Source organism: Acinetobacter sp. BY419, assembly GCF_019038395.1.
In the GTDB taxonomy this organism is placed as follows: Bacteria; Pseudomonadota; Gammaproteobacteria; order Pseudomonadales; family Moraxellaceae; genus Acinetobacter.
Map to the genome: position 1 here is coordinate 15018 of NZ_JAGFXZ010000010.1, position 19376 is coordinate 34393.

The 19376-nt window shown below is 37.5% G+C and carries 12 protein-coding genes; 3 read left to right on the forward strand and 9 right to left on the reverse strand.

Annotation, left to right across the window (positions count from 1 at the left end):
• Positions 1-20: 20 nt before the first annotated feature.
• The 8 genes from pglZ to KUG37_RS05630 all read right to left on the reverse strand — a co-directional run bounded on the left by pglZ (position 21) and on the right by KUG37_RS05630 (position 12783).
• Complete coding sequence (pglZ, locus tag KUG37_RS05595; RefSeq protein ID WP_216936955.1) at positions 21-2573, reverse strand: BREX-1 system phosphatase PglZ type A; 2553 nt, start codon at positions 2571-2573, stop codon at positions 21-23.
• A 4-nt stretch (positions 2574-2577) separates the two neighbouring features.
• Entirely contained in the window at positions 2578-6114 is a 3537-nt protein-coding gene (gene pglX, locus KUG37_RS05600; protein WP_216936954.1) for a BREX-1 system adenine-specific DNA-methyltransferase PglX, read from the reverse strand.
• Positions 6114-6617, reverse strand: coding sequence for a hypothetical protein (locus KUG37_RS05605; RefSeq protein ID WP_216936953.1), 504 nt, complete (start codon positions 6615-6617; stop codon positions 6114-6116). The genes pglX and KUG37_RS05605 overlap by 1 nt, the downstream gene beginning before the upstream one ends.
• 5 nt (positions 6618-6622) lie before the next feature.
• On the reverse strand, positions 6623-7729 hold the full coding sequence (locus KUG37_RS05610) for an ATP/GTP-binding protein (protein WP_216936952.1): 1107 nt from the start codon (positions 7727-7729) through the stop codon (positions 6623-6625).
• Positions 7726-11298 (reverse strand): BREX system P-loop protein BrxC, encoded by a 3573-nt coding sequence (gene brxC / locus KUG37_RS05615; protein WP_216936951.1) that lies wholly within the window; start codon positions 11296-11298, stop codon positions 7726-7728. The genes KUG37_RS05610 and brxC overlap by 4 nt, the downstream gene beginning before the upstream one ends.
• A 26-nt stretch (positions 11299-11324) precedes the next feature.
• Complete coding sequence (locus tag KUG37_RS05620) at positions 11325-11885, reverse strand: DUF1788 domain-containing protein (protein WP_216936950.1); 561 nt, start codon at positions 11883-11885, stop codon at positions 11325-11327.
• A gap of 99 nt (positions 11886-11984) precedes the next feature.
• Entirely contained in the window at positions 11985-12572 is a 588-nt protein-coding gene (locus KUG37_RS05625) for a DUF1819 family protein (RefSeq protein ID WP_216936949.1), read from the reverse strand.
• 34 nt (positions 12573-12606) lie between these two features.
• On the reverse strand, positions 12607-12783 hold the full coding sequence (locus KUG37_RS05630; RefSeq protein ID WP_216936948.1) for a helix-turn-helix domain-containing protein: 177 nt from the start codon (positions 12781-12783) through the stop codon (positions 12607-12609).
• A 359-nt stretch (positions 12784-13142) separates the two neighbouring features.
• Here KUG37_RS05630 and KUG37_RS05635 point away from each other — a divergent pair, with 359 nt between their 5' ends.
• Genes KUG37_RS05635 through KUG37_RS05645 form a run of 3 tightly spaced genes read left to right on the forward strand, consistent with a single transcriptional unit; the run spans position 13143 to position 19000 of the window.
• Positions 13143-13784 (forward strand): hypothetical protein, encoded by a 642-nt coding sequence (locus KUG37_RS05635; RefSeq protein ID WP_216936947.1) that lies wholly within the window; start codon positions 13143-13145, stop codon positions 13782-13784.
• Positions 13774-15957, forward strand: a complete 2184-nt coding sequence (locus tag KUG37_RS05640) for a hypothetical protein (RefSeq protein ID WP_216936946.1) — start codon at positions 13774-13776, stop codon at positions 15955-15957. Before KUG37_RS05635 ends, KUG37_RS05640 begins: the two co-directional genes overlap by 11 nt.
• Positions 15944-19000, forward strand: a complete 3057-nt coding sequence (locus KUG37_RS05645) for a tyrosine-type recombinase/integrase (RefSeq protein WP_216936961.1) — start codon at positions 15944-15946, stop codon at positions 18998-19000. The genes KUG37_RS05640 and KUG37_RS05645 overlap by 14 nt, the downstream gene beginning before the upstream one ends.
• Here the strand turns inward: KUG37_RS05645 and KUG37_RS05650 are convergent.
• Positions 18995-19318, reverse strand: coding sequence for a hypothetical protein (locus KUG37_RS05650; RefSeq protein WP_216936945.1), 324 nt, complete (start codon positions 19316-19318; stop codon positions 18995-18997). The two genes, KUG37_RS05645 and KUG37_RS05650, sit on opposite strands and share 6 nt — an antisense overlap.
• Between the last annotated feature and the right edge of the window lie 58 nt (positions 19319-19376).

Sequence of the window (19376 nt, forward strand, 5' to 3'; positions counted from 1 at the left end):
TGTAGCTCTGCAATTACTCATTAAAAATCAAAGTCACTCGTAAATGAACGCCGAATGGTATAACGAAGCTCTTTGTATTTTCGGTATTGATTTGAACCATCCTCGGGCTCTTCAAGCTTTAATAACACTACTTGATTATTTGCAGCATCAGCTTCTTGGGTAAGTAAGAACCTCAGTTTCAATTCACGCTCACGAGGACTCTCCGAACTTAAATCAAGTAATACGTCATGCCTATCAGATATAAGCGTACCGTTCTCGGTATAGATACCTACTCTTAACTGTCTAGGGCGAATTTTATCTGTCACAGGCTCAGCTTGATACAAAGTGACTGAAAGTTGGCCAGAGGTAATGACATTTGTACCACCACGTAATATATCCACGTCTACATAAGTCAAATCACTCTGACGCTTCTTGTTAATAGATATGATAGGAATTATCACCTCTTGTAATGAAGCTCCTCCGTGTACAAATCGGCTACCCGAACCGCTTAAACGCAGTCGTTGAGCTCCTTTCGGGATGACCGCGTGTACATCACCGGACAACCCAAGTTGTTCGACAGTAAATGCTTTTAAGGATTGTCCACAGCTCAATCTTTTACCCAATACAAAACGTCTGTCGTTATACAGTACTTCACCTTTAACATCATTTGCCAAAAAGTCACTTTCTTCTAATGGCTTATTTTGATAGATGAAGCCATGGTCTGCAGTTATCAAGAGGTTGTTTACGTTGGCATTTGCAAGCTTTTTGATCAGTTTCATTAAATCGTCAAATGTCTTTTCTACAGCCTCAAATGCCTCACCTTCAGACTGCATTTTGTCACCAGTATGATCGATACGATTATGATAGATATAAACCACATCGTGCGCTTTAATTAGTTCACGATTTTCAGGAATCGTCATCTCCAGCATCTGTTTAGCTTGAATCGTGCAAGCACGCTCACCTAACGCTGATTTAAGCACCTTGTCACGGTTTTCTGTGCCCTGTGTAGACTGGATACCCATGTTTACTGTCCCCGTCTTGTTATCAACGATATTTAGCAGGGTATCAGTTTGTGGTAAAAGCGAGGCCATACCAAGTTGCGTATAGCTCGGTAAAGAGGAAAGCGCATGGTCTAGTTTGGCTTGGTAACGATCTTCCTGGCGTATTCTACCCACCATCTCTTCACCGGCCTCATAGCGGAAGGCATCTGAAATAATCACACAAATTTTATTGTTCTTATCCAAGTAAGGTTTCACCCACTTGTAGAAGAATTGATTTTGCGGTGTAACATCCATCACTTCCCACTTCGACATAGCATCAACATGGTATTGCCAAGCATTATTTAGCGGCAGCAAATAGCGATTGGTATAAAGGTTTTCAACCTTCTCACTAAGTGAATTAAGTAAGGTATTTTGTGAAGACTCTTTCAGGCAGTAGATATACTGACGATAAAGCTGATCTAATTTATACCAGTGGCTAATATAGCCCTGAACAGCTTCGCTTGATGTTGCCATATTAAGCTGAATAACATCCAGCAATGTAAGGAATTGGCTAGCAATATCCACTGCCTCATAAAGGTATTTAAAATCGCTAAACCAGTGGCCTTGACGTCTATCCCGACACCATAAAGTAACTTCACCCTCTGATAAGGTGCGATGCTCAACTGCTTTCACCAGTTCATAGAGGACTTTCTTATCAATCAGGCGGAAGTAATCTAGCTCGATTACTTCCTTCAAATTACGCTTATTTAGATCTTCTTCAATCGAGAGTAATTCAGCATATTCATCCGATAGTTCTTCAAAAACTTCTTGATGTGTACGACTGTCTTTCCATCGCTTAAAAAAGACTAATGCATCACTTGATAGATGAATACCATCACCATTAAGTGGAGAATTTACCCCCATGGAATAACATGACTTAAACAACTCAATCGCAAAGTCTTTTATCGTAGGTTGTTCACTGGTATAGCCGTAAAAACGTTCAACCTGTTGCCAAAAAAAATCATCTAGCTTACAACGTTGAATCAACCTAAACTGTTCCTGTTTTGGATTCACCAATTCAGCCAATAAAGCCTCTAATATCAAATCAATACGCGCATCAGCTAATTGAGTAGCACCAACACAAACAGCTAGCATTTTTAACCGTACTTTGCTCAAGGTATCTTCATTACTTAGCAGTTTTTTTAGTGTAGTTTTACGTTTTTCCGCTTGCACCTTAGCTTTAGAGGCATCGAAGAAAGCTGTGTGCTTTTCAACAATTTCAGCAAACTCATTAGGCAACTCTAATTCACTTAACCAAATTGCCACCTGATCAGTTCTAAATGTGGTATTCGCCAACTCAATATCTAACAGCCAGTTCTGTAAAGGTTCTGGTTGTTTGTCTGCTTTATAAAGTAAGAATGACTGTTTTGGAGCCTCGCGTAGCAATTTATACTTAATGCCGAATTCATTATTTTGAATCTCTAGCTTTTCTACACCTTCGATAGACAGATCTTCAAAAGCATCACGCAATTCTTGCTTATCGTCGTACCAGAAGACGATACGATGTTTTTGAAAGAGTCGGCTAAGCGCCTGTTGAATACGGTTTACAGTCATGTTATCAACTTAATCCTGTGATATTTTTAAGCGCTTTACCAAATTTCGGATAGTTAGCTTTTACACCATCATCCAAATCAATCTCTATTTTCTGACCTGCTAATGGATAAAGAATATCTCGCTCATAGTCGTTCACTTCATCCAAGGCTTTATTTATCTTATCGATAGCCTTAATTGCATCTGTTCTATCCTTCTGACTAGCTAAAGTACTCACTGCAACTTGTTCACGGCTTTCTTTACGCGCTTGCAACTTGGTACGGAATTCACGAAGATAATCATTTAATACAATGCTTACCGTATCTGTGCGGTAACGGTGCATATAAATTAGGGCATTAAAAGTACCTTTAGGACTAGAGAACAACCAGTAGATTGGGCGCTTTTGATAGCGTTTTACATGATCATCGTAGAAGTCTTTAACAAAATACTTTTTGATACCTTTACCGATAGCCTCTTCAATAAAAGCTAAGTTCTCAGAAAAATGTTCATCGCCAAAAGTGACTTTTAAAAACTCTTTGAAGCGCTCACTGATATCATCTTCGAACCATTCACCATCAAAGTCGATCATTGGAATGACATTATCAACATCTGGCATAAAGGATGGCTTAGGAATTTCACTTAAATAATCTGCAAGAGTCTGATTGAAACTAGAAATGATAATTCCGCCTTTATCGATAGAATAGCGGCACAACATACAGCCAACAGAATAAGATATAAACTCCTTTACTGTATCGCGTAATAGAAGTCCTTCGAGTTGTTTCTGTGTTTTTCCTCCGCCGTAACGATAGAACGGATTACATGTCAGTGTAATATTTTCAATAGGAACTTCGACTTTCAGCTCCGTTTGTAGGCCATATACATTAGTAAATAAACGATTATTTTCTTCCTCCAATTGTTGCATTTTTTTAGTCAAATCATCCCAATGACTACGGACAGCAGAATAGGTCTTTTCAAAAGTCTCTAATCTGTATTTGGGCATAAGCAGCGGATTAGTATTAAAGTCCCAAGATGTCTCAAAGGTATCCCAATCAGATTTGGCAATCGCAATAGCAGACGATATAGTTTCAGGGCGTCTTGTATTTTCAAAAGGCAGCATCACAGGAATTCTCTTTAAGTCACCCGTTTGAAATGACAATGTTGGATTCAAAAGTGATGCAAAGTGTTTTGCAACTACTGAATTTAGCATCCCTAGAAGCTGAAAAAAAACAGCGTTTTCTGTAAATATTGTTGGAGCTGCTGTATCGAAAATAGTACCAGCTTCATGATAGCGCAGCGCCAAATTTCCGCTAGCCATTCTCGTCCATGTTGCGCCTTCGCGCAAATAGTAGTCCGAATTCCAACATTCACTATTTTTCTTCTCAATTAGGCCTAATGAGAGACGTCTGCTCTTATCAGCCTTGATAGCAGCACCGTTGTCACCCCAATTAACCACGAGTTCACAGTTTCCATACCACTTACGGAACTCTCCCCCCTTATTGTGAGGAAACCATTTCGCCCCCTCAACTCCAGCTGGAAAGACTCTAGGAGGACAAAATTTGTCACCACCAACCTCAAACCAGAGCCGTAGAAATGTTTCGTTATCACCTGTTTGTAACCCTATCCTTGGATTCGCTATTTCAGCAACTGTCGGCAATTTCTCGAATGCATCAAAAATTTTCTCAGAGGCCGAATAAGCGAATGGTGCTCCAGGAATTTTAAGAAAATCATTTTGAGTTAACACATCAAAACATGTCGGCTCATTCAAAAAATTAAAAGCTTTAGTATTAGAGTCACCTTCAATTAACCTAAAACACTTTGGTCTATGTCCGTCACTAAAACTGTTTCTAGCAATATATGCCGCCACCTGTACTACCTCTCCTCCAATTGAAGGAAAAGCATTAGGACCCAGATGCAACAACTGCTCAAATAATACTGAGGAAAATAGCTTTTCTCGCATCTTTGCATATGATTGCATAAGAAACATCCAGCTATGCATTGTTATTAATGCTGCGTATCCATTTTTAAGGGAAAGCTGGAATGTACGACACATAAAAGCTGCATAAAGGTCAGACTTGAATTCAGGAAAATTATCATTTAGATACCACTTTAATCTTGCATTCATACCATTTCCATTTAGGTATGGCGGATTGGCAACAACCACATGATATTTCTGATCAAGATAATCGACTTGATCTAGTACCTGCAAAACGCGTTTGTGTATTTCGCCAAGGAACAGCTGCCCCGAAACATCCTTAGCTTCCAAAAGTGCCCTTACATCTTCTGCATTTTTCAATGTCGGCTGAATTAAGGAACCAAAGTTATCAGCCTCTTCGAATTCTTTTAAAGTAGCTCGTAAGTCTTGAGTAAATAGATCTCGTCCAACAAAATCAAAATATTCATTTAATTCATCGTCGTTAAAGGAAATTCTTTCTAATCGGCAAATATTAGGCTTAATAGGGTTGCGGAAAAAACGACGACGATTATTGCCTTCAGCATTTGGATCGCCTTTAATCGCTTTCATTGAAAGCGCAAAAGCTGCTAATTCAGCAGCTCGTTCATCAATCTCAATACCATATAGGTTTTTAGTAAGGATTAATTCTGGAATATCAATAGTGTCATATCCAGCATCAAGATAAATAGAATATAACAAGTCATAAGCATACGTTAGCATGTGCCCTGATCCGCACGCTGGATCGCAGACTTTAATCTCTTCTGGGCTACTGATCTTTAGAAAATCAGTTTCTTCTTCCACTGGCTTGATATAATAGTCCATTTGTTCAATAACCTTCGAACCTGGATTATTGAGCATCCATAAACGACCCAATGAATTTTCAACTAAGTAACGCACAATCCAATCTGGAGTGAATAGTTGTGTAGCAGCTGGGATATTTTCAGGCGCAATCTTTTTGTTTTTCTTTAAGCCTTCAAAAACTTGATCTTTCTTCTCTGAAATATAAAATTGATAAAGCCAACCGATACATTCAACAGATTCACAAGCTTCTGGTGTCATTGCCTCACGTGTATAAGCAAGAATCGAGTTACCTGATAACAAATCATCAGGCATCAATAGTTCCATATAGTCTTCGATACGCTCAAAAAGGTAGGGCATGATACGGTGGTAATCATTACACACTGCTACTATAAGCAAACGATAGGCTTCCGATTGGCCATCTCGACTTTTGATTGAACCATTTAACAAACCAAATATTTTTTCTCTGGTCTTATCATTTACAACGCCATCATCAATATGGCCTGCTTTGGCTTCTGCAAGTATTTCTGGCTGGAACTGTCCATCTAATGGTGAAAGCACCATAATACGGTTATATAGATTCACATCCATAAAACGTAGAGCACAGAAGCGATTGAACCAAGTATAGGCCGCTTGCTCAATAAGTTGCTCCTTGCCCTTTAGCTTCAATTCACTTTCAAGCTTAGCGACTACATTTGGTAGTTCTCGGCGCTCCGAGCTTTCATCTTTAAGTACTTGAGCAAGCTTACTACTCACTTGTTCAATCAAGCTACGGCGTGCGTATTGGGCGAATTTTTTGAGTTTTGCAGTTTCCATTAAGCCACACCTTCACTAATTCGACGTACTGATTGTTCGCCAAAATGTTTTTTAAACTGTTCAATATTTAAAATCAGACAACTTTTTGCCATTACCTTGCCCCACTCTTTGTGAGATATAGGAATCGCTTTTTTCAAAGCATCATTTCTATTCATCAATAATGCTGGATCCATACTTTTCATTGAAAATAACACTATATAATGCAATTCTTTTTCAAGTGGATTACAAAGAGATTTAAATAGAAGGCTATCCCGATACTTTATCGCTAAATCATGAACCAAATTGCCTTTTAGAAATTTGTCTCTATTCTCTGCGAGATTTTGACCAGCTTTAGGATGATCTGGATCTTTTATTTCAATGAAAAAACACTGATTTTCTTTTTCTGCTATGAAGTCTACCCTCTTCATTTGATGGCCAGCATGTCTCATATCACAATCAAAATTTTCACCAAGATCAGCCCAAGAAAAATCAAACTCTAAGTCATCTTCTACAAACTTTGTCATAAATTTCAACCTAAAGCTTTTGTTATTTCTTCGTCGTATAGCTCACCATACGTTTCTGCAATCGCATTTTTAGATAACATGTTGTAATCACTTTCTGATTCACTTCTAATCACTTTATTTTCATCACGATAAAGTGCGTGATACATAATATGATCGCCTTTACTAGAATCAACTAATAAGTCAAACCACTTCAAAAGAACGTAATTGTGAGTCGCTACAATTATTTGTTGCCCATTGCGAGAAAGCATTAATAAGCACTCAACCAACGTACGAATAAGACTTGGATTCATATTTGATTCTGGTTCGTCCCACAATATGGTACTAATGCCTGACTGAGTGAGTGTCCCATTTTCGAGTAAGCGCTGAAGCAAGCCAATTTTTCTATAGCCCTCGGCCGTCATCATGACTGAAGTTTCTGTACCCTCGGTTTTTTCAAATTTAAGCTCGGTATAGTCGTTATAAATCTGTGCCTGCTGAGCTTTAGAACCGCCTGGAAGTTTCTTCTCCCGATAGCTTCCAGCCACAAAATATTGCTCAGATCCATCTATAATATATCTCCCACCCAATGCCTTTGATAACTTAGGAGCAATTGTAGAAGCTCGTGGGTCACTATTTAAAATCTTTTCAGTTTCTTCCGAGGGAGCTTTTAAAACCAATTCGCACAAGTCAATCACTGATTTATCAAATAATGCACTTACGCTATCTTTGCTAGCCTTTCCACTGTTGATCGCTGGGAGTAATGAAAGTATTTCTTTAGTTGGTATAAGCAAACATGGAGCACTGGCGTCAGACAATATCTCACTAAATTGGCTTTTTGATTTCGCTGAGAAAACTATTTTTGATTGACTATCACTTGCATCTTTAACTGATAATAATGCATCCTCGGAACTTGAACGATGATGCAATGAACCGAGTGATTCTTTGAGAGGTTTAAATAAGCCAAACAAGTTCTCACTTTTCAACATGTCATTTCGTGATAGCGCATAAATACTCTTTAGTATTTGCGTTTTGCCACAACTATTTTCACCAATAATTACATTAATTTTTGGTGAAAAATTTAACTTTAACTCTTTAAAGGCAGCGAAATTATCCAGCTGCAATTCGCTGATCATAATTGCACCGTCTTACCTTGTTTAATTTCATCCAGCAAAGCATCTCTGTACTGTGCCAAATATTCATCAATATCAGCTTCATCAGCTAACCACGGCTTGCGGAAGTTAACCTTGATATTCTTTGCAGATATTGTTTCTGGTCTTTGCTGCCTTTTTCCGCCCAACTCTGACTTACCATCATTCTCATTTTTACCTGATGCTTGATCATCATTTGGAAGTTGAAGTTGTCCGTTTTTAGTTGGTTCAACTTGATTCTCTTGATCAGACTGATTCCACTCTATAAGTTGCTGTACAAGCGAAGTATACTGCTGATCTTCAAAGCGACGAACTTCATCACGAATCATTGCGATTAATGATTGATTAGTGATTTTAGCTACAATCTCATCAAAAGTACCGCTTAGTACTTTCTGCTTATATTCATTTAGCTTTTGAAACTCCTCAAAACCAAGCAATCTAGTTTTTAATTCTTCAATTACTTCTAATGCTTGATTTTGCTCTGCTTTAATTTGGCTTTCAATTTTCTGTTGAAGTGACTTGGAATCTGCTTTAAGTTGCTGAACTGCTGATCCCTTATAGATTGAAGGGTCAACTAATGCCTCTTTTAGTCTTTGTAGCTCACTACCTTCAACGTATTGTAAATTAGGCTTTTGGGTATCAAGTAACTTTCTTGCGTCATCGAAACTTTCTTTATTTGACCCCTTCATAAATTTCACAATGGGATCAATAGTTTTTTCTTTATAATCAAACCATTGATCTTCCCGCGATGTTAGTTCAGATAGGAACCACGTATAGGGTTTTGATTTCAGTTCTTGAAGTTCAGATACAATCGGACTCAAAGCACGTAGAAATGGATAATTTACTGCTTGTGCTAATAGTTTGTCTAATTCAATTGCCTGCTCAGCAAAACTTTCCTGAGCCTCTTTCGCTAAAGCTTTAGCCTCAGTCGCATGAGCAAGTTTTTCAAAATAATCACTATAAAATTCTTTTACTTTACGAATCTGAGACTGACTAAATTCAACCTGTGGGTCAAGAATCAGATTGCCATGCGAGGCTGTATTTCTAAGTGCTCGTGATAACCCTGCATCATCCAGCAAATTGGTGGATTCTCGAACCTCAACTTTTGCTTTTCCACATAAATATGCGAGAGTGCATAATACTGCAGCAAAAGACCATCCATAAGGCTTAGACTCAAAATTTTGAAGCAGGCTTTTTACCGTAGTACGTACACCACCACGACTATTGCTTTGAATATGCGATAGCATCTCTTGCTGTGGCTCTGGTAATTGTGTCTCTTCGCCAAATAATCCTTGCCCAGCTTGAGTAAGGATTTCTGGTATTTGAGCTTCGCTGTATTGCATATCACGAAGCATTTTCAAATTTGGATAAGTATGCTTAATCAACTCACCAAAAGCTTTTATGATTTTGCTTTGGCCATCTTCACCACTCAGTTCTAGCTCTTGCCCAGCAACAAAATACTTTGCGCCTCCCACTAGTTTTGAACTCAACTGCTTCAGCTGGTTAAGCCTCTCTGTATTTTGTAAGCCTTTTTCGGTAAGAATACGCTTTATGCTATCTTGTTGTGCTGCTCTCGTCTCATGAGCAACATACTTCTCAGTTTGCTTATACAAGATTAGGTCTCGAACCAGCCTTTCACTTTCTGGCAAGACAATACGTAATTCATCATTAAAAACCGTATCTGATCTATGTTTTTCAAAGGCATCACGATGATCGTGAAACGACGTAATAACATTAATGGCTAATTCATATTCACGACCACTAAGATTATCATCAAGACGTTTGGTAAAGGGATAGTCTTGGCCATTTACATCCCAGCGAATTTTTCTTGTTTTTAAAACACCATCGTAAATAAGTTTTTCAAGCTCAGATGCTACAGCTGTATTATCTACTTCAGTATTCTTGATTTCCTGCTCTACGTCCTGTTCCTCGTCTGTCAGGTATTCAAAGTAATCACCATTACGCTGAATATAAGTCTCTTTTTCAAGAATATTTAAAGCTTCTTCTACTTGCAGACTGAGAGACGGTATATCGCGCTCAAAACTATCATGCATTAATACACATAGATTTCGAATAGTTGGTTTAAATTCTTTAACGTATTTAACAAGGAATAGTGCTTTTAACAGTCGAATAGCAAATTGGTTCTCTAGATTCTGCTCTGCTTTCAAAATTGACTGCTGGATTGCCGTTTTTAATGCCGTTCGAATACCTTCAAACATTAAATCAAAAGTCGCCAATTCGCCTAGATTGTGACCTTTAATCGCAATAGCAACTTGCTGGAATACACCAAGCATAGATCGCTCACCCACCGAACTATGCTTTCCTTCAAATGCACTATGGGTGGACAAGTTTTGTATAGCTGACTGGAACAAGGTGAACTGATAAGGCACAAAAGGGTAACACTGAATAAAGTGTTCACGGTCACGGTAATTTCGGTATGTTGCCGATCCATCTGCAAAATCAAATAGAGTTTTAAAATTATTTTCTTGCTGGTGGAACAAGTCACTTAGCTGCTCAATATACTCTTCACGTTTCTCAAGCAAACGCAGCTGAATTACTTCTGCTACGTCTTGGCTAGTTAACTTCATTCTATTTTTAAAACGGGCTTGGATTTTGGTGAAATCATTACTCTGCTGCTTACTCGTTTCACCAACCACCGACGACATATCTTCTTGTGCAGTTACAATAACCCATGCCTGGCCATTACATTTTGTAGCTAAACTTTCAGCAACTGTTTGTAAGTTGGTCATAAGCTTAACATTATCCGCAATGTACTGCCCAACTTCATCAACAAAGAAGTTCAACCTAAAACCGGACTCTTTACTATCGATGTAAGTTTTTACTTGGTCGGCAAAATCTTCGATGGATAGTCGATAATCCTGACGATACTTATCCAGTATCCCTGTGACCAACTGACCTGAAACTTCTGAATAGGCTTTGTCTACAGAATCTGCCATGCGCTTAGCACGAGCTCGGCCTTTATCCCAATCCATACCACTGATATTCAGAAATGCTTTTTTAAATAGATCAAAGTGGCCGTCTGCATCTAACTCACGTTCGAACTGAGCGATATAGGCTTGCTTACCATAGTAGCCACAGTGCTCATCAAATACTTTCACGAATACAGCAATTAGGGCATCGATTTCAGTTTTACTAATGACATCAGCTTTTTGGTCGATATTAAAAAGAATACTTTCAGAAGGAATTGAGACTGCTCTCTTCAGATCGTTCGCAAATATTCCGCCTTCATTAAGCGGTTGCTTCTCTAGAAAGATATCTAAAGGCGTAATATCTTCGATAGGATTATTTTCCAAAAGCAATGCGAGCATTTTCAACAAGTGAGATTTACCAGAACCAAAGAATCCTGATACCCAAACCCCGTTAGCACCTTGGTAATTAAGGTAAGCATCCAGAAATAAATCAAGTCGCTTAGCGACTTCGTTGGTTATGACATACTCATCAAGCTCGGTATAGAGTGATACATCATCATCAGCTTTGATAACTCCCTCGATAGGGCGGTCTACAGCTTTTACGAATAGGTTTTCTAATTGCATATTTACCCCTTAACTCATGCTACTGCTTACACTGCACGGTCTAATATATTGAATGCTCTATAGTATTTGTCATCTTGTAGAAGCCCAAATAAAATCAAAGATGCCCCACTTTCCAATGAGTGTTGATACTCACCAGGAAAAAACATTAGAGTAGGTTTATCTTTCGCTGTTTTTTGCAAATTATTTAAAATGTTATGTGACCTGATATAGGGAAATACTTCCCCTATACCTGTTAGCAGCATTAAGTCATGCTCTTCTTCTTTCATCCTTTTCGCTATTTCTGGCGTTATAACAGTTTCAACATCTAGAATGCCTTGCAACTCATCTTTTAACTCTTCTCTAGACATATACTTCTCATGTTCTAGTAACCAGTCCCAGTCACCTTCGCATTTCAGCAATTCAACAACTAAGTCATACAAGTTAATTTCCAAAGTCTTTATATTTTGACCTTCTAGATCATTACGGAGTTGTTTTGTTAACTGTATAATATCTTTCTGAATAGAGGCCTCATAAGGGCATATATGAAAGGGCACTTCATTGTTCAGGCCTTCATTATTCAAAAATGAGGTGCTAGATATCACTTTCATAAGGTGCTCTTGGCATTCCTGAAGATTCCTAGTATCTATCGTTTTGTACTTTAATTTCTTCATTACTCGTTCTGTACTCAAATCAGCATCTCTATTCTGTCAACTATTTCCAGGGTAGAGCCTTAAGTCATCGGATGCTTTGCCAATCACTTGAAACAATTGTTCATCAAGTTTTTGATAAATTAATTCATTTCCACCATTAATAAGACCACACTCTTTCAGCATTTTGAAAATTACTTGGCGTGCTTTAGATTTAGTTTGTCGCGAAGCAGAATCCAAATTATCGTGCCACTCTGCCTTCGCATTAAAAAATGCATCGTAGTCTTCATAAGTCAACAAAAAATGTGCTGCTTCATATTGAGGAATGATGACCTCAATGGTGAAGTCATGAATAAATTGATATTGGCGGCAAATAGCCAACCAGACCAATGCCTTTTTCTGTTCATCAGTTCCCATAGCAAGCAAATTCAACTGATCATCAGTTAGGTGTTTTAGCCTTCTAGAAATTTCACCGTACAGTTTTTTCAAGGTGCTCTCAGTACGTGACTGGAAACTATTTTCAGCCATCAATTTAGCTCGAACCTTCAGCCAATTTTGAAGTTCTACATATAAATCTGCGACTATGACTGATTCATAAATCAAAGCCGCTCCAGTTGTGAAACTGAGAGTATATGTTACGCTACTCACTACTTTATAAATCTCATAAAAAACCACCTTTCAATTATTTCTTAACCTTCTGCTCTTCTATCCACTTCTCTACATCCTCTCTTTTGAAGCGCCAACTACCACCCACTTTAAAACCGGGTAGCTTACCTTCAGCAGCGAGGCGATAAGCAGTCTTTTCAGTTAACTTGAGATAATCAGCGACCTCTTTTAAGATCAATATTTCATCAGTCATAAGTTTACCCAATTCGGAGTAATAGTAGATTATGAGAAAATTAAGGTATTAACAAGAATTTTGAGTAATATAAATCATAATTTGCTATAAAGGAATTACCTCCTTGAATAGCAAATATAATTCCCTTACCAACTAAAATATTAAGAAATACAAAAGTCCGTTGGATCAAACACATTCATCAACGTGAAATCAATAACTTATATTAATAAATCTCAAAATAATCTGATTCGCAATCCTTTTAACCCTTCACAAATTCATCAAAAACCATCCACATTTATAACCATTTTTTTGATCTTTTATTTGGAAATTATTTTTTCACGCATGCCTTTATTTACATTAAAAAAATAAGGAGCATGAATATGAAACCTAAACATTTAAATCCAAAGAAATACGCGAAAGTAAAGTTTGACTCACATCAGGCCTTTCTCGCTCCCTATCCACCTATAAGCAAAATTTACCATTGCTACGCCCAAATATTAACGGCAGCAAAATTACCGTCATTCTTTGATACTAAAACCGACCTCATTTATCCAACCACAGTTACAAACAATGAGCTCTTAGTTTTGGACAACTTCCTGCTTCTATTTGCATCTAGAACACAAAATCTATCCATCAATGCACGCTATATTGTGCAAACCGACATCGACATACATGTGCTCAAATATCAACTTACTACCTGCTTATTCAAATTAATCACTGAGCTTAAAATTAAGATTAACCTTATCCAGCCAGATAAATTACTTAATGCACTCAACACATCTCTTTCAAAACAAGCGATCTACGATTTAAATGCTCTTCATCATGAAAAGCCACGCTGTGAGTTATCGCTCGATTTGCTCGCAAAACTGATCGGCTGTAGTCGTAATCAGCTTTTGTACCAACAGAAACAAATCAACAGCGCTTACGCTCAAAAGCTTCAAAAACTCACGCAGAAATGTGAGGCACTGAAATATCCTGAGCCTAGCCCAGAATTATTTTGGAGGGCTCATCATGGAAACTAAAAGCATTATCCATCAACTATTTGAACAAGAATTCATCCATGAGAACTATGCAATAACACTTGCACAATACTTAAATCACAAAGTTGATATTCCTGAACTAAAACAGTTGTTAAAACACGAAGACGAGATAGAACAGATTCACCAATCCCAGTTTTTACCTGCTCCACCTTCTGTTTCAGCGCATCCTATTTGTTTCTATATTTATTCAACACAACAGCACTCACAGCATTCTGTTATACGACAATGGGCCGTTCATAACTTACATGCTGCATGTATTCTTAAATCTATCCCCAATAAGGGTGACAAAGACCATCAAACCACGATTATTAAAGTTCTTGATCGATTTAGGTTAGCAAATGAAGCTTATGCTGCGTCACAGCAAGATAAACAGCTCAGTAAATCTCAACATCACTACTTATGGCTATGGCAACAACTGCCTCAAGATGAAATATCATTAGATACGTTTGTGAAGGAATTACGTCGCTTAGAAGCCAACCCTCAGCTCACTCGGTTTCAATATTTATTAATACTTGATATACGGCGCTTTTATGATTATATATTTGCGCTTAAGCCAAAAAAGAATTATTCAGCACCACCCAGACACATAGATGAACCACATTATCTAGATGAGCACGGTGCAATTTTATGCTGCTCACAGGATATACCTCAGAAAGAGCATCCGGCACTCTTCTTCGAGCAATTACAAGACGAGCAGCCCAAACAGCAATACTCACTTAATACAGCACAAATATCACCTTTAGCCACTCAATCCAGTTTTCTACAACATAAAATTAGCCAACTGACTCAACAACACATTGTCAGACAGCAGCACAATTTTGCTTGTAGTAAGCATTATCCGGACTTCAATAGCTTACGTTTACTTGTACAACATTGTCATCAAGTCTATTTAAATCATCCAGAAAAAAACAAAGCGTATCTTTTTATCTTACTCAGTTTCTTGAGTGGAGTTCCTATTGAGCAATGGCTTTATCTACAATCCAAACAACGCTATGCACTCAATAAACGACAGAAGCTCATTTTTGAAAACAATCAATATTTTCTAAGATCCAAATTTACACTGTTTGAGGACCCTGCTTTTACATACAAAGACCAATTAATTAATCAGGTAACCCATTTCGATTTGCCTTTAGTAAAAGAGCTGATAGATGGTCTAAGACATCCACCAATAGTAAAGCAAGAACAGGTCGCACATGCATTAAAAAAATGTCGGGAAGAACTCTTCATTCCGTCGTTATCGACTAAAAAAATAAGTGTTTTCTTACATCACTGTATTTACGATTACACTCAAAATCAACAACTAGCCGATATTCTCTCAGGCATCGATGCAAATCGATCTGTTTCTATTTCATATTGTTCGTATCCAATCTACCGTTTACAGCAAAGTTATCAATCCACAGTACAACAACTATCAAAAGACTTAGCAAAAGAAATTCATGTCATAGATGATGAACAACAAAGATTTGGTAGCTGTAAAGCCCCCAAACCTGCAATAGTGACGGCTATATTTGCATACTTACAACATCAGATCATTCAAGCTAAACACAATGGACAAATGCTTGAGATGTTCAATCACTATAATGTCTGGCTGTGGCATATCTTATTATTGTTCAGTGCTGCTCGACCTGTTAGCGAGTTCCCAGGTTTCTTAAAAAATTTCGATTTAAAACAACAGTGGCTTTGGGTTTCAGATAAAGAAATACATAGTAGAACAAATGATGGTCGCTTGATTCCACTCAGTGATTTTGTGGTCAAAGAAGTTCGCCAATTCATTATCTTCTTAAATGAATTTCAACAACTGTACCCAGAGCATCAAACTCACATTCAAGAAATTTTAAGCAGTAAAAAGCCTCTTCTCAGTGTCTATCAACATGGTCAATGGCAAGCGCTTAGCCCTCATTTAGTCAACAGCTTCACTCATATTATGCAACTTGATCATGCTAATTGGCTTAGGCATACAGCTCGTGCATATCTCACCGAAAAAGTAGATGAAAATTTAATTTTAGCCCTGTTTGGGCATGAGCAGCATCAACAAGAAATGGGGCAAAAATTCTCAAGTCTCTCGCTTCAACAATATAGAACTATCACTACTCATCTTAACGAGATGCAGCACACTTATAAAATTGATGGAATGTATGAATATGCTTCAAGATAAACACTATGCACATGAACGCCGTGCAAAAAATCGAGAAAAAGTACAGAAAAAAGAGCGCTTTCAAATTCAAGCAATCATTGATGAGTTTCTATTGCCCGAAAAATTAAAGCTGGCACAAAAATCACAAAGTATTCCTGATCTTTACAACCAAGTGGCTCAGCACTTGGATCAACAAAAATTGTGTTTTTCCTCAAAAAAGAATTTTTATCAACATTTTCGAAAACAGATTATTCAATACAATCGTGCCAATCATACGGACTTGCCCTTACCAACCCAACATTTGGTTTCGATACAACGTACACCTACACTCTTTAATGAGTCATGGTTAGAAGATTCAAAATATATTACGCATTTTAAAGAGCGACTTTGGCGCTACTGGCATACTGCAGAATCTTTTACAGCAGAGGAAATCGTCGGCAATCTACTGATAAGTGCCGTCCTTTACGGCGGACTTTCGCATCAGGCTAGCTTGAATACTTTACTTGAACATCTCAAAGCGGATGAACCAATCTACTATCTTCAAGCATTACAAATACCGCTCATTTTTTTAGAACCTGAATCGCCACACTATGGGGATTTATACGATCCTAAATGTCCCTTAAAGAAGTCTCGAAATTTTGTACCTGATCGACTCACCCAACTATGGATTACTCGGTTTAAAACACAATCCATCGATATCCAATATGATTGTTACTCTTATATCCATCACGTTTTTAATGCCTTAGAAATACCTTTTAATCAAAAGCAATTCAAGCAGCTTTTACAAGCTTCAAGTCATTCGTTTATGCAACTAGATAAGGTCAATTTAAGCCCCGCACTTGCCCTATGTTTAACTGAAGAAATACAAACCTGTGGCTTAAGTCCAAGTGCTTTTAAACGCTATCTTGAACCTCAGCTCCTATTGGACCACTCCCATCAAGCTGAAGAACCACAATTACCAAAGATCAACAACAATGCAAAAGAGGAAAAATCATACACTGAAGACGCTCTTAAAGTACTTACTGATTTGCATAAACAAATTTTGATTTTTTTTAAAAATAAGCACAAGACCACCACAGATTTATATAACCTACTGGTCAACCAACATGACAGCCTACCTGAAAATGCTAAACGACTTGGGCTTTGGCTATTTAGCTTATTTCATCCTGCCGTAGAAGATATTGAAGCCCTCACTAAGCTTTATCAAATTGATCAAGACAAGTGCTTACGCTATATCAACCAACAGCAGAAGATTCGCCACTCCTCCATTTATAGCTATTACACCAAGTTAGCAGAGACATGGTTACTACATAGCAACGATTTTATAGAAGAATGCAATCTCAATGATCATCTAGAGGTGATCTACAAACGTATGTTAAACGACGTCGGTAAATCTAAATCACAAAAAATTGATCTCTTAAAACGATTCCATCAATTTCAGCGTGTCTTATTTGATGCAGACCCATTTCCACTCGCACATGAAGGTAAACATTTAAGCTCACCGAAAGCTGAAATCATCTCTGCGAAAAGCTTCCAACAGCTACTTACAAAACTTAAATTCTATAAAAGCCCAAGCTATACAGCACATGATTTAGAAATGCTAAGTATCGTATATACGATAGCGTTTCGTACTGGCTTGCGGATTAATGAAATACTCGGCATGCGGATTAAAGATGTAGAAGGTGTTGAAGCCAGCTCCATTTGGATACGCCCATATCGATCAAAGAACCAAGAACATTTACTGAAAACGGATAGCGCTGAACGCAATCTCAATGTTCAAATGCTACTTAATAAAGAAGAGCATCTTCAATTTCAAAAATACTGTAAAACACGCCGTAGGGCTTATTCATCCAATGACTATCTATTTACACTTTGGAATAGCACAGAACGTATTAAGCCATATATGGTCACCACACCATTACAAAAGATACTTGATACAATGTTGCCAAGTCATTGTTATACCTTTCATTCGTTAAGACATAGTGCAACAAACAATCTCGCTATGATCTTGAATATGGACTATGAATTTGTAAATGCCTTCACGGACTATTCAAACGATCACTATCAGCTACTCCGAAATGATCTCTTACGTTCTAAAACACCACAAGACTGTTGGTATTTACTATCCCATATATTAGGTCATATTGATCCCACTGAAACGTTTAGGAGCTATTTGCATCTAGCTTACATAATGGCAGGTTATCAGTTAAGAAAATTTGACCCATGTTTGGATCGAACCGTTATTCAAAAAATCTGTCCTAGCTTAAAATCACCACGACACCATCAAATAGCGCTTAGCTATTACGATGAACAAATATCACGAACAATAAAAATAAAATCTATAGCAACGCCTGATGAATACATCAACACATCTAAGACTAAAGCTGATTTAACTCAAGCAGAGACCAACATTTTTATTTATGGAACGAGCAAGTCAGCTTATCCATTCCCTCTGATCGCAAAAATACTCAAGGCATTAGATCAATCTTATACACCTGAGCTTCTTGCTCAAAAGTATGACTTTTCAATTGAGACCCTCATACTGTGGCAACAAAATATACTTAAGCTAAAACAACTCAAAAATCGTAAGAACCAATCTCGATTCATTATTGATGCTGATAAATCACAACGCATACTCCCCTATATTGAAACAGCAGAAGATAAATACGTCTTAGAATATTTTTTTAAACAGCTCAACCAACATTGTTGCGATGAAATTCTTATATTAGATGCACTACATATTTTTGAAATGAAGGCTAATATTTCGCACGCTGGATTAATCTTTAATAGCACTGATGTAAGACTAGCCAATAGATTTTTACGTGGTATTTATTCTTTATTTCCATCAACATATTGGCAAATTGCTATATCACCTAAAATTTCTAATGAAATGGTGAAGGAACGACTGCAATTTAAATTTCTATCTTATAGTATGAATAGCAGTCTAAATAATTCTTTTAAATTGGAGCTTATATCTCAGAAAAATTCAAAATCCCTATGTATCTTTCGTTACTGCCTGCTAGTTTTACTAATTTTATGTACGCCGTCGCAAGCTAGATTATAGCTGATCTGGCTGATAACCTGTTAACTCATAAAAATCGTACAGCAGTTGAGTATAGACATCCGAAAAATGAATGAGCTGTTCTGGCTGCAAACCATAACGCTCCATATAACGATCATCAATAAAATAAGCCAACCCGATATGTGTGTTTAGATAGCTAGATACACCAAGTTGTCTGCAAAAATCAGGGTTATATTGCAGTTGTAATTGCGTATTACTAATAATTTTTGAAGTGACAATTTTAGCTATATTGCGGATATTCAAATGGCGAATACTTGGATGCATCGACGTCAATAAACGACTCGAAGAATAATCCATCATGATCGTTTGGCCTTCAGTTGATTTAAATTTTTATCAAGTCATGATTTAGTTACTTCTC

Excerpts from the sequence above, each read along its gene's own strand:
- KUG37_RS05640 (WP_216936946.1), top strand. The coding sequence starts at position 13,774 with ATGGAAACTAAAAGCATTATCCATCAACTATTTGAACAAGAATTCATC.
- KUG37_RS05630 (WP_216936948.1), bottom strand. The coding sequence starts at position 12,783 with ATGACTGATGAAATATTGATCTTAAAAGAGGTCGCTGATTATCTCAAG.
- brxC (WP_216936951.1), bottom strand. The coding sequence starts at position 11,298 with ATGCAATTAGAAAACCTATTCGTAAAAGCTGTAGACCGCCCTATCGAG.
- KUG37_RS05605 (WP_216936953.1), bottom strand. The coding sequence starts at position 6,617 with ATGACAAAGTTTGTAGAAGATGACTTAGAGTTTGATTTTTCTTGGGCT.
- KUG37_RS05635 (WP_216936947.1), top strand. The coding sequence starts at position 13,143 with ATGAAACCTAAACATTTAAATCCAAAGAAATACGCGAAAGTAAAGTTT.
- pglZ (WP_216936955.1), bottom strand. The coding sequence starts at position 2,573 with ATGACTGTAAACCGTATTCAACAGGCGCTTAGCCGACTCTTTCAAAAA.
- KUG37_RS05650 (WP_216936945.1), bottom strand. The coding sequence starts at position 19,318 with ATGATGGATTATTCTTCGAGTCGTTTATTGACGTCGATGCATCCAAGT.
- KUG37_RS05645 (WP_216936961.1), top strand. The coding sequence starts at position 15,944 with ATGCTTCAAGATAAACACTATGCACATGAACGCCGTGCAAAAAATCGA.
- KUG37_RS05620 (WP_216936950.1), bottom strand. The coding sequence starts at position 11,885 with ATGAAAGTGATATCTAGCACCTCATTTTTGAATAATGAAGGCCTGAAC.
- KUG37_RS05610 (WP_216936952.1), bottom strand. The coding sequence starts at position 7,729 with ATGATCAGCGAATTGCAGCTGGATAATTTCGCTGCCTTTAAAGAGTTA.
- pglX (WP_216936954.1), bottom strand. The coding sequence starts at position 6,114 with ATGGAAACTGCAAAACTCAAAAAATTCGCCCAATACGCACGCCGTAGC.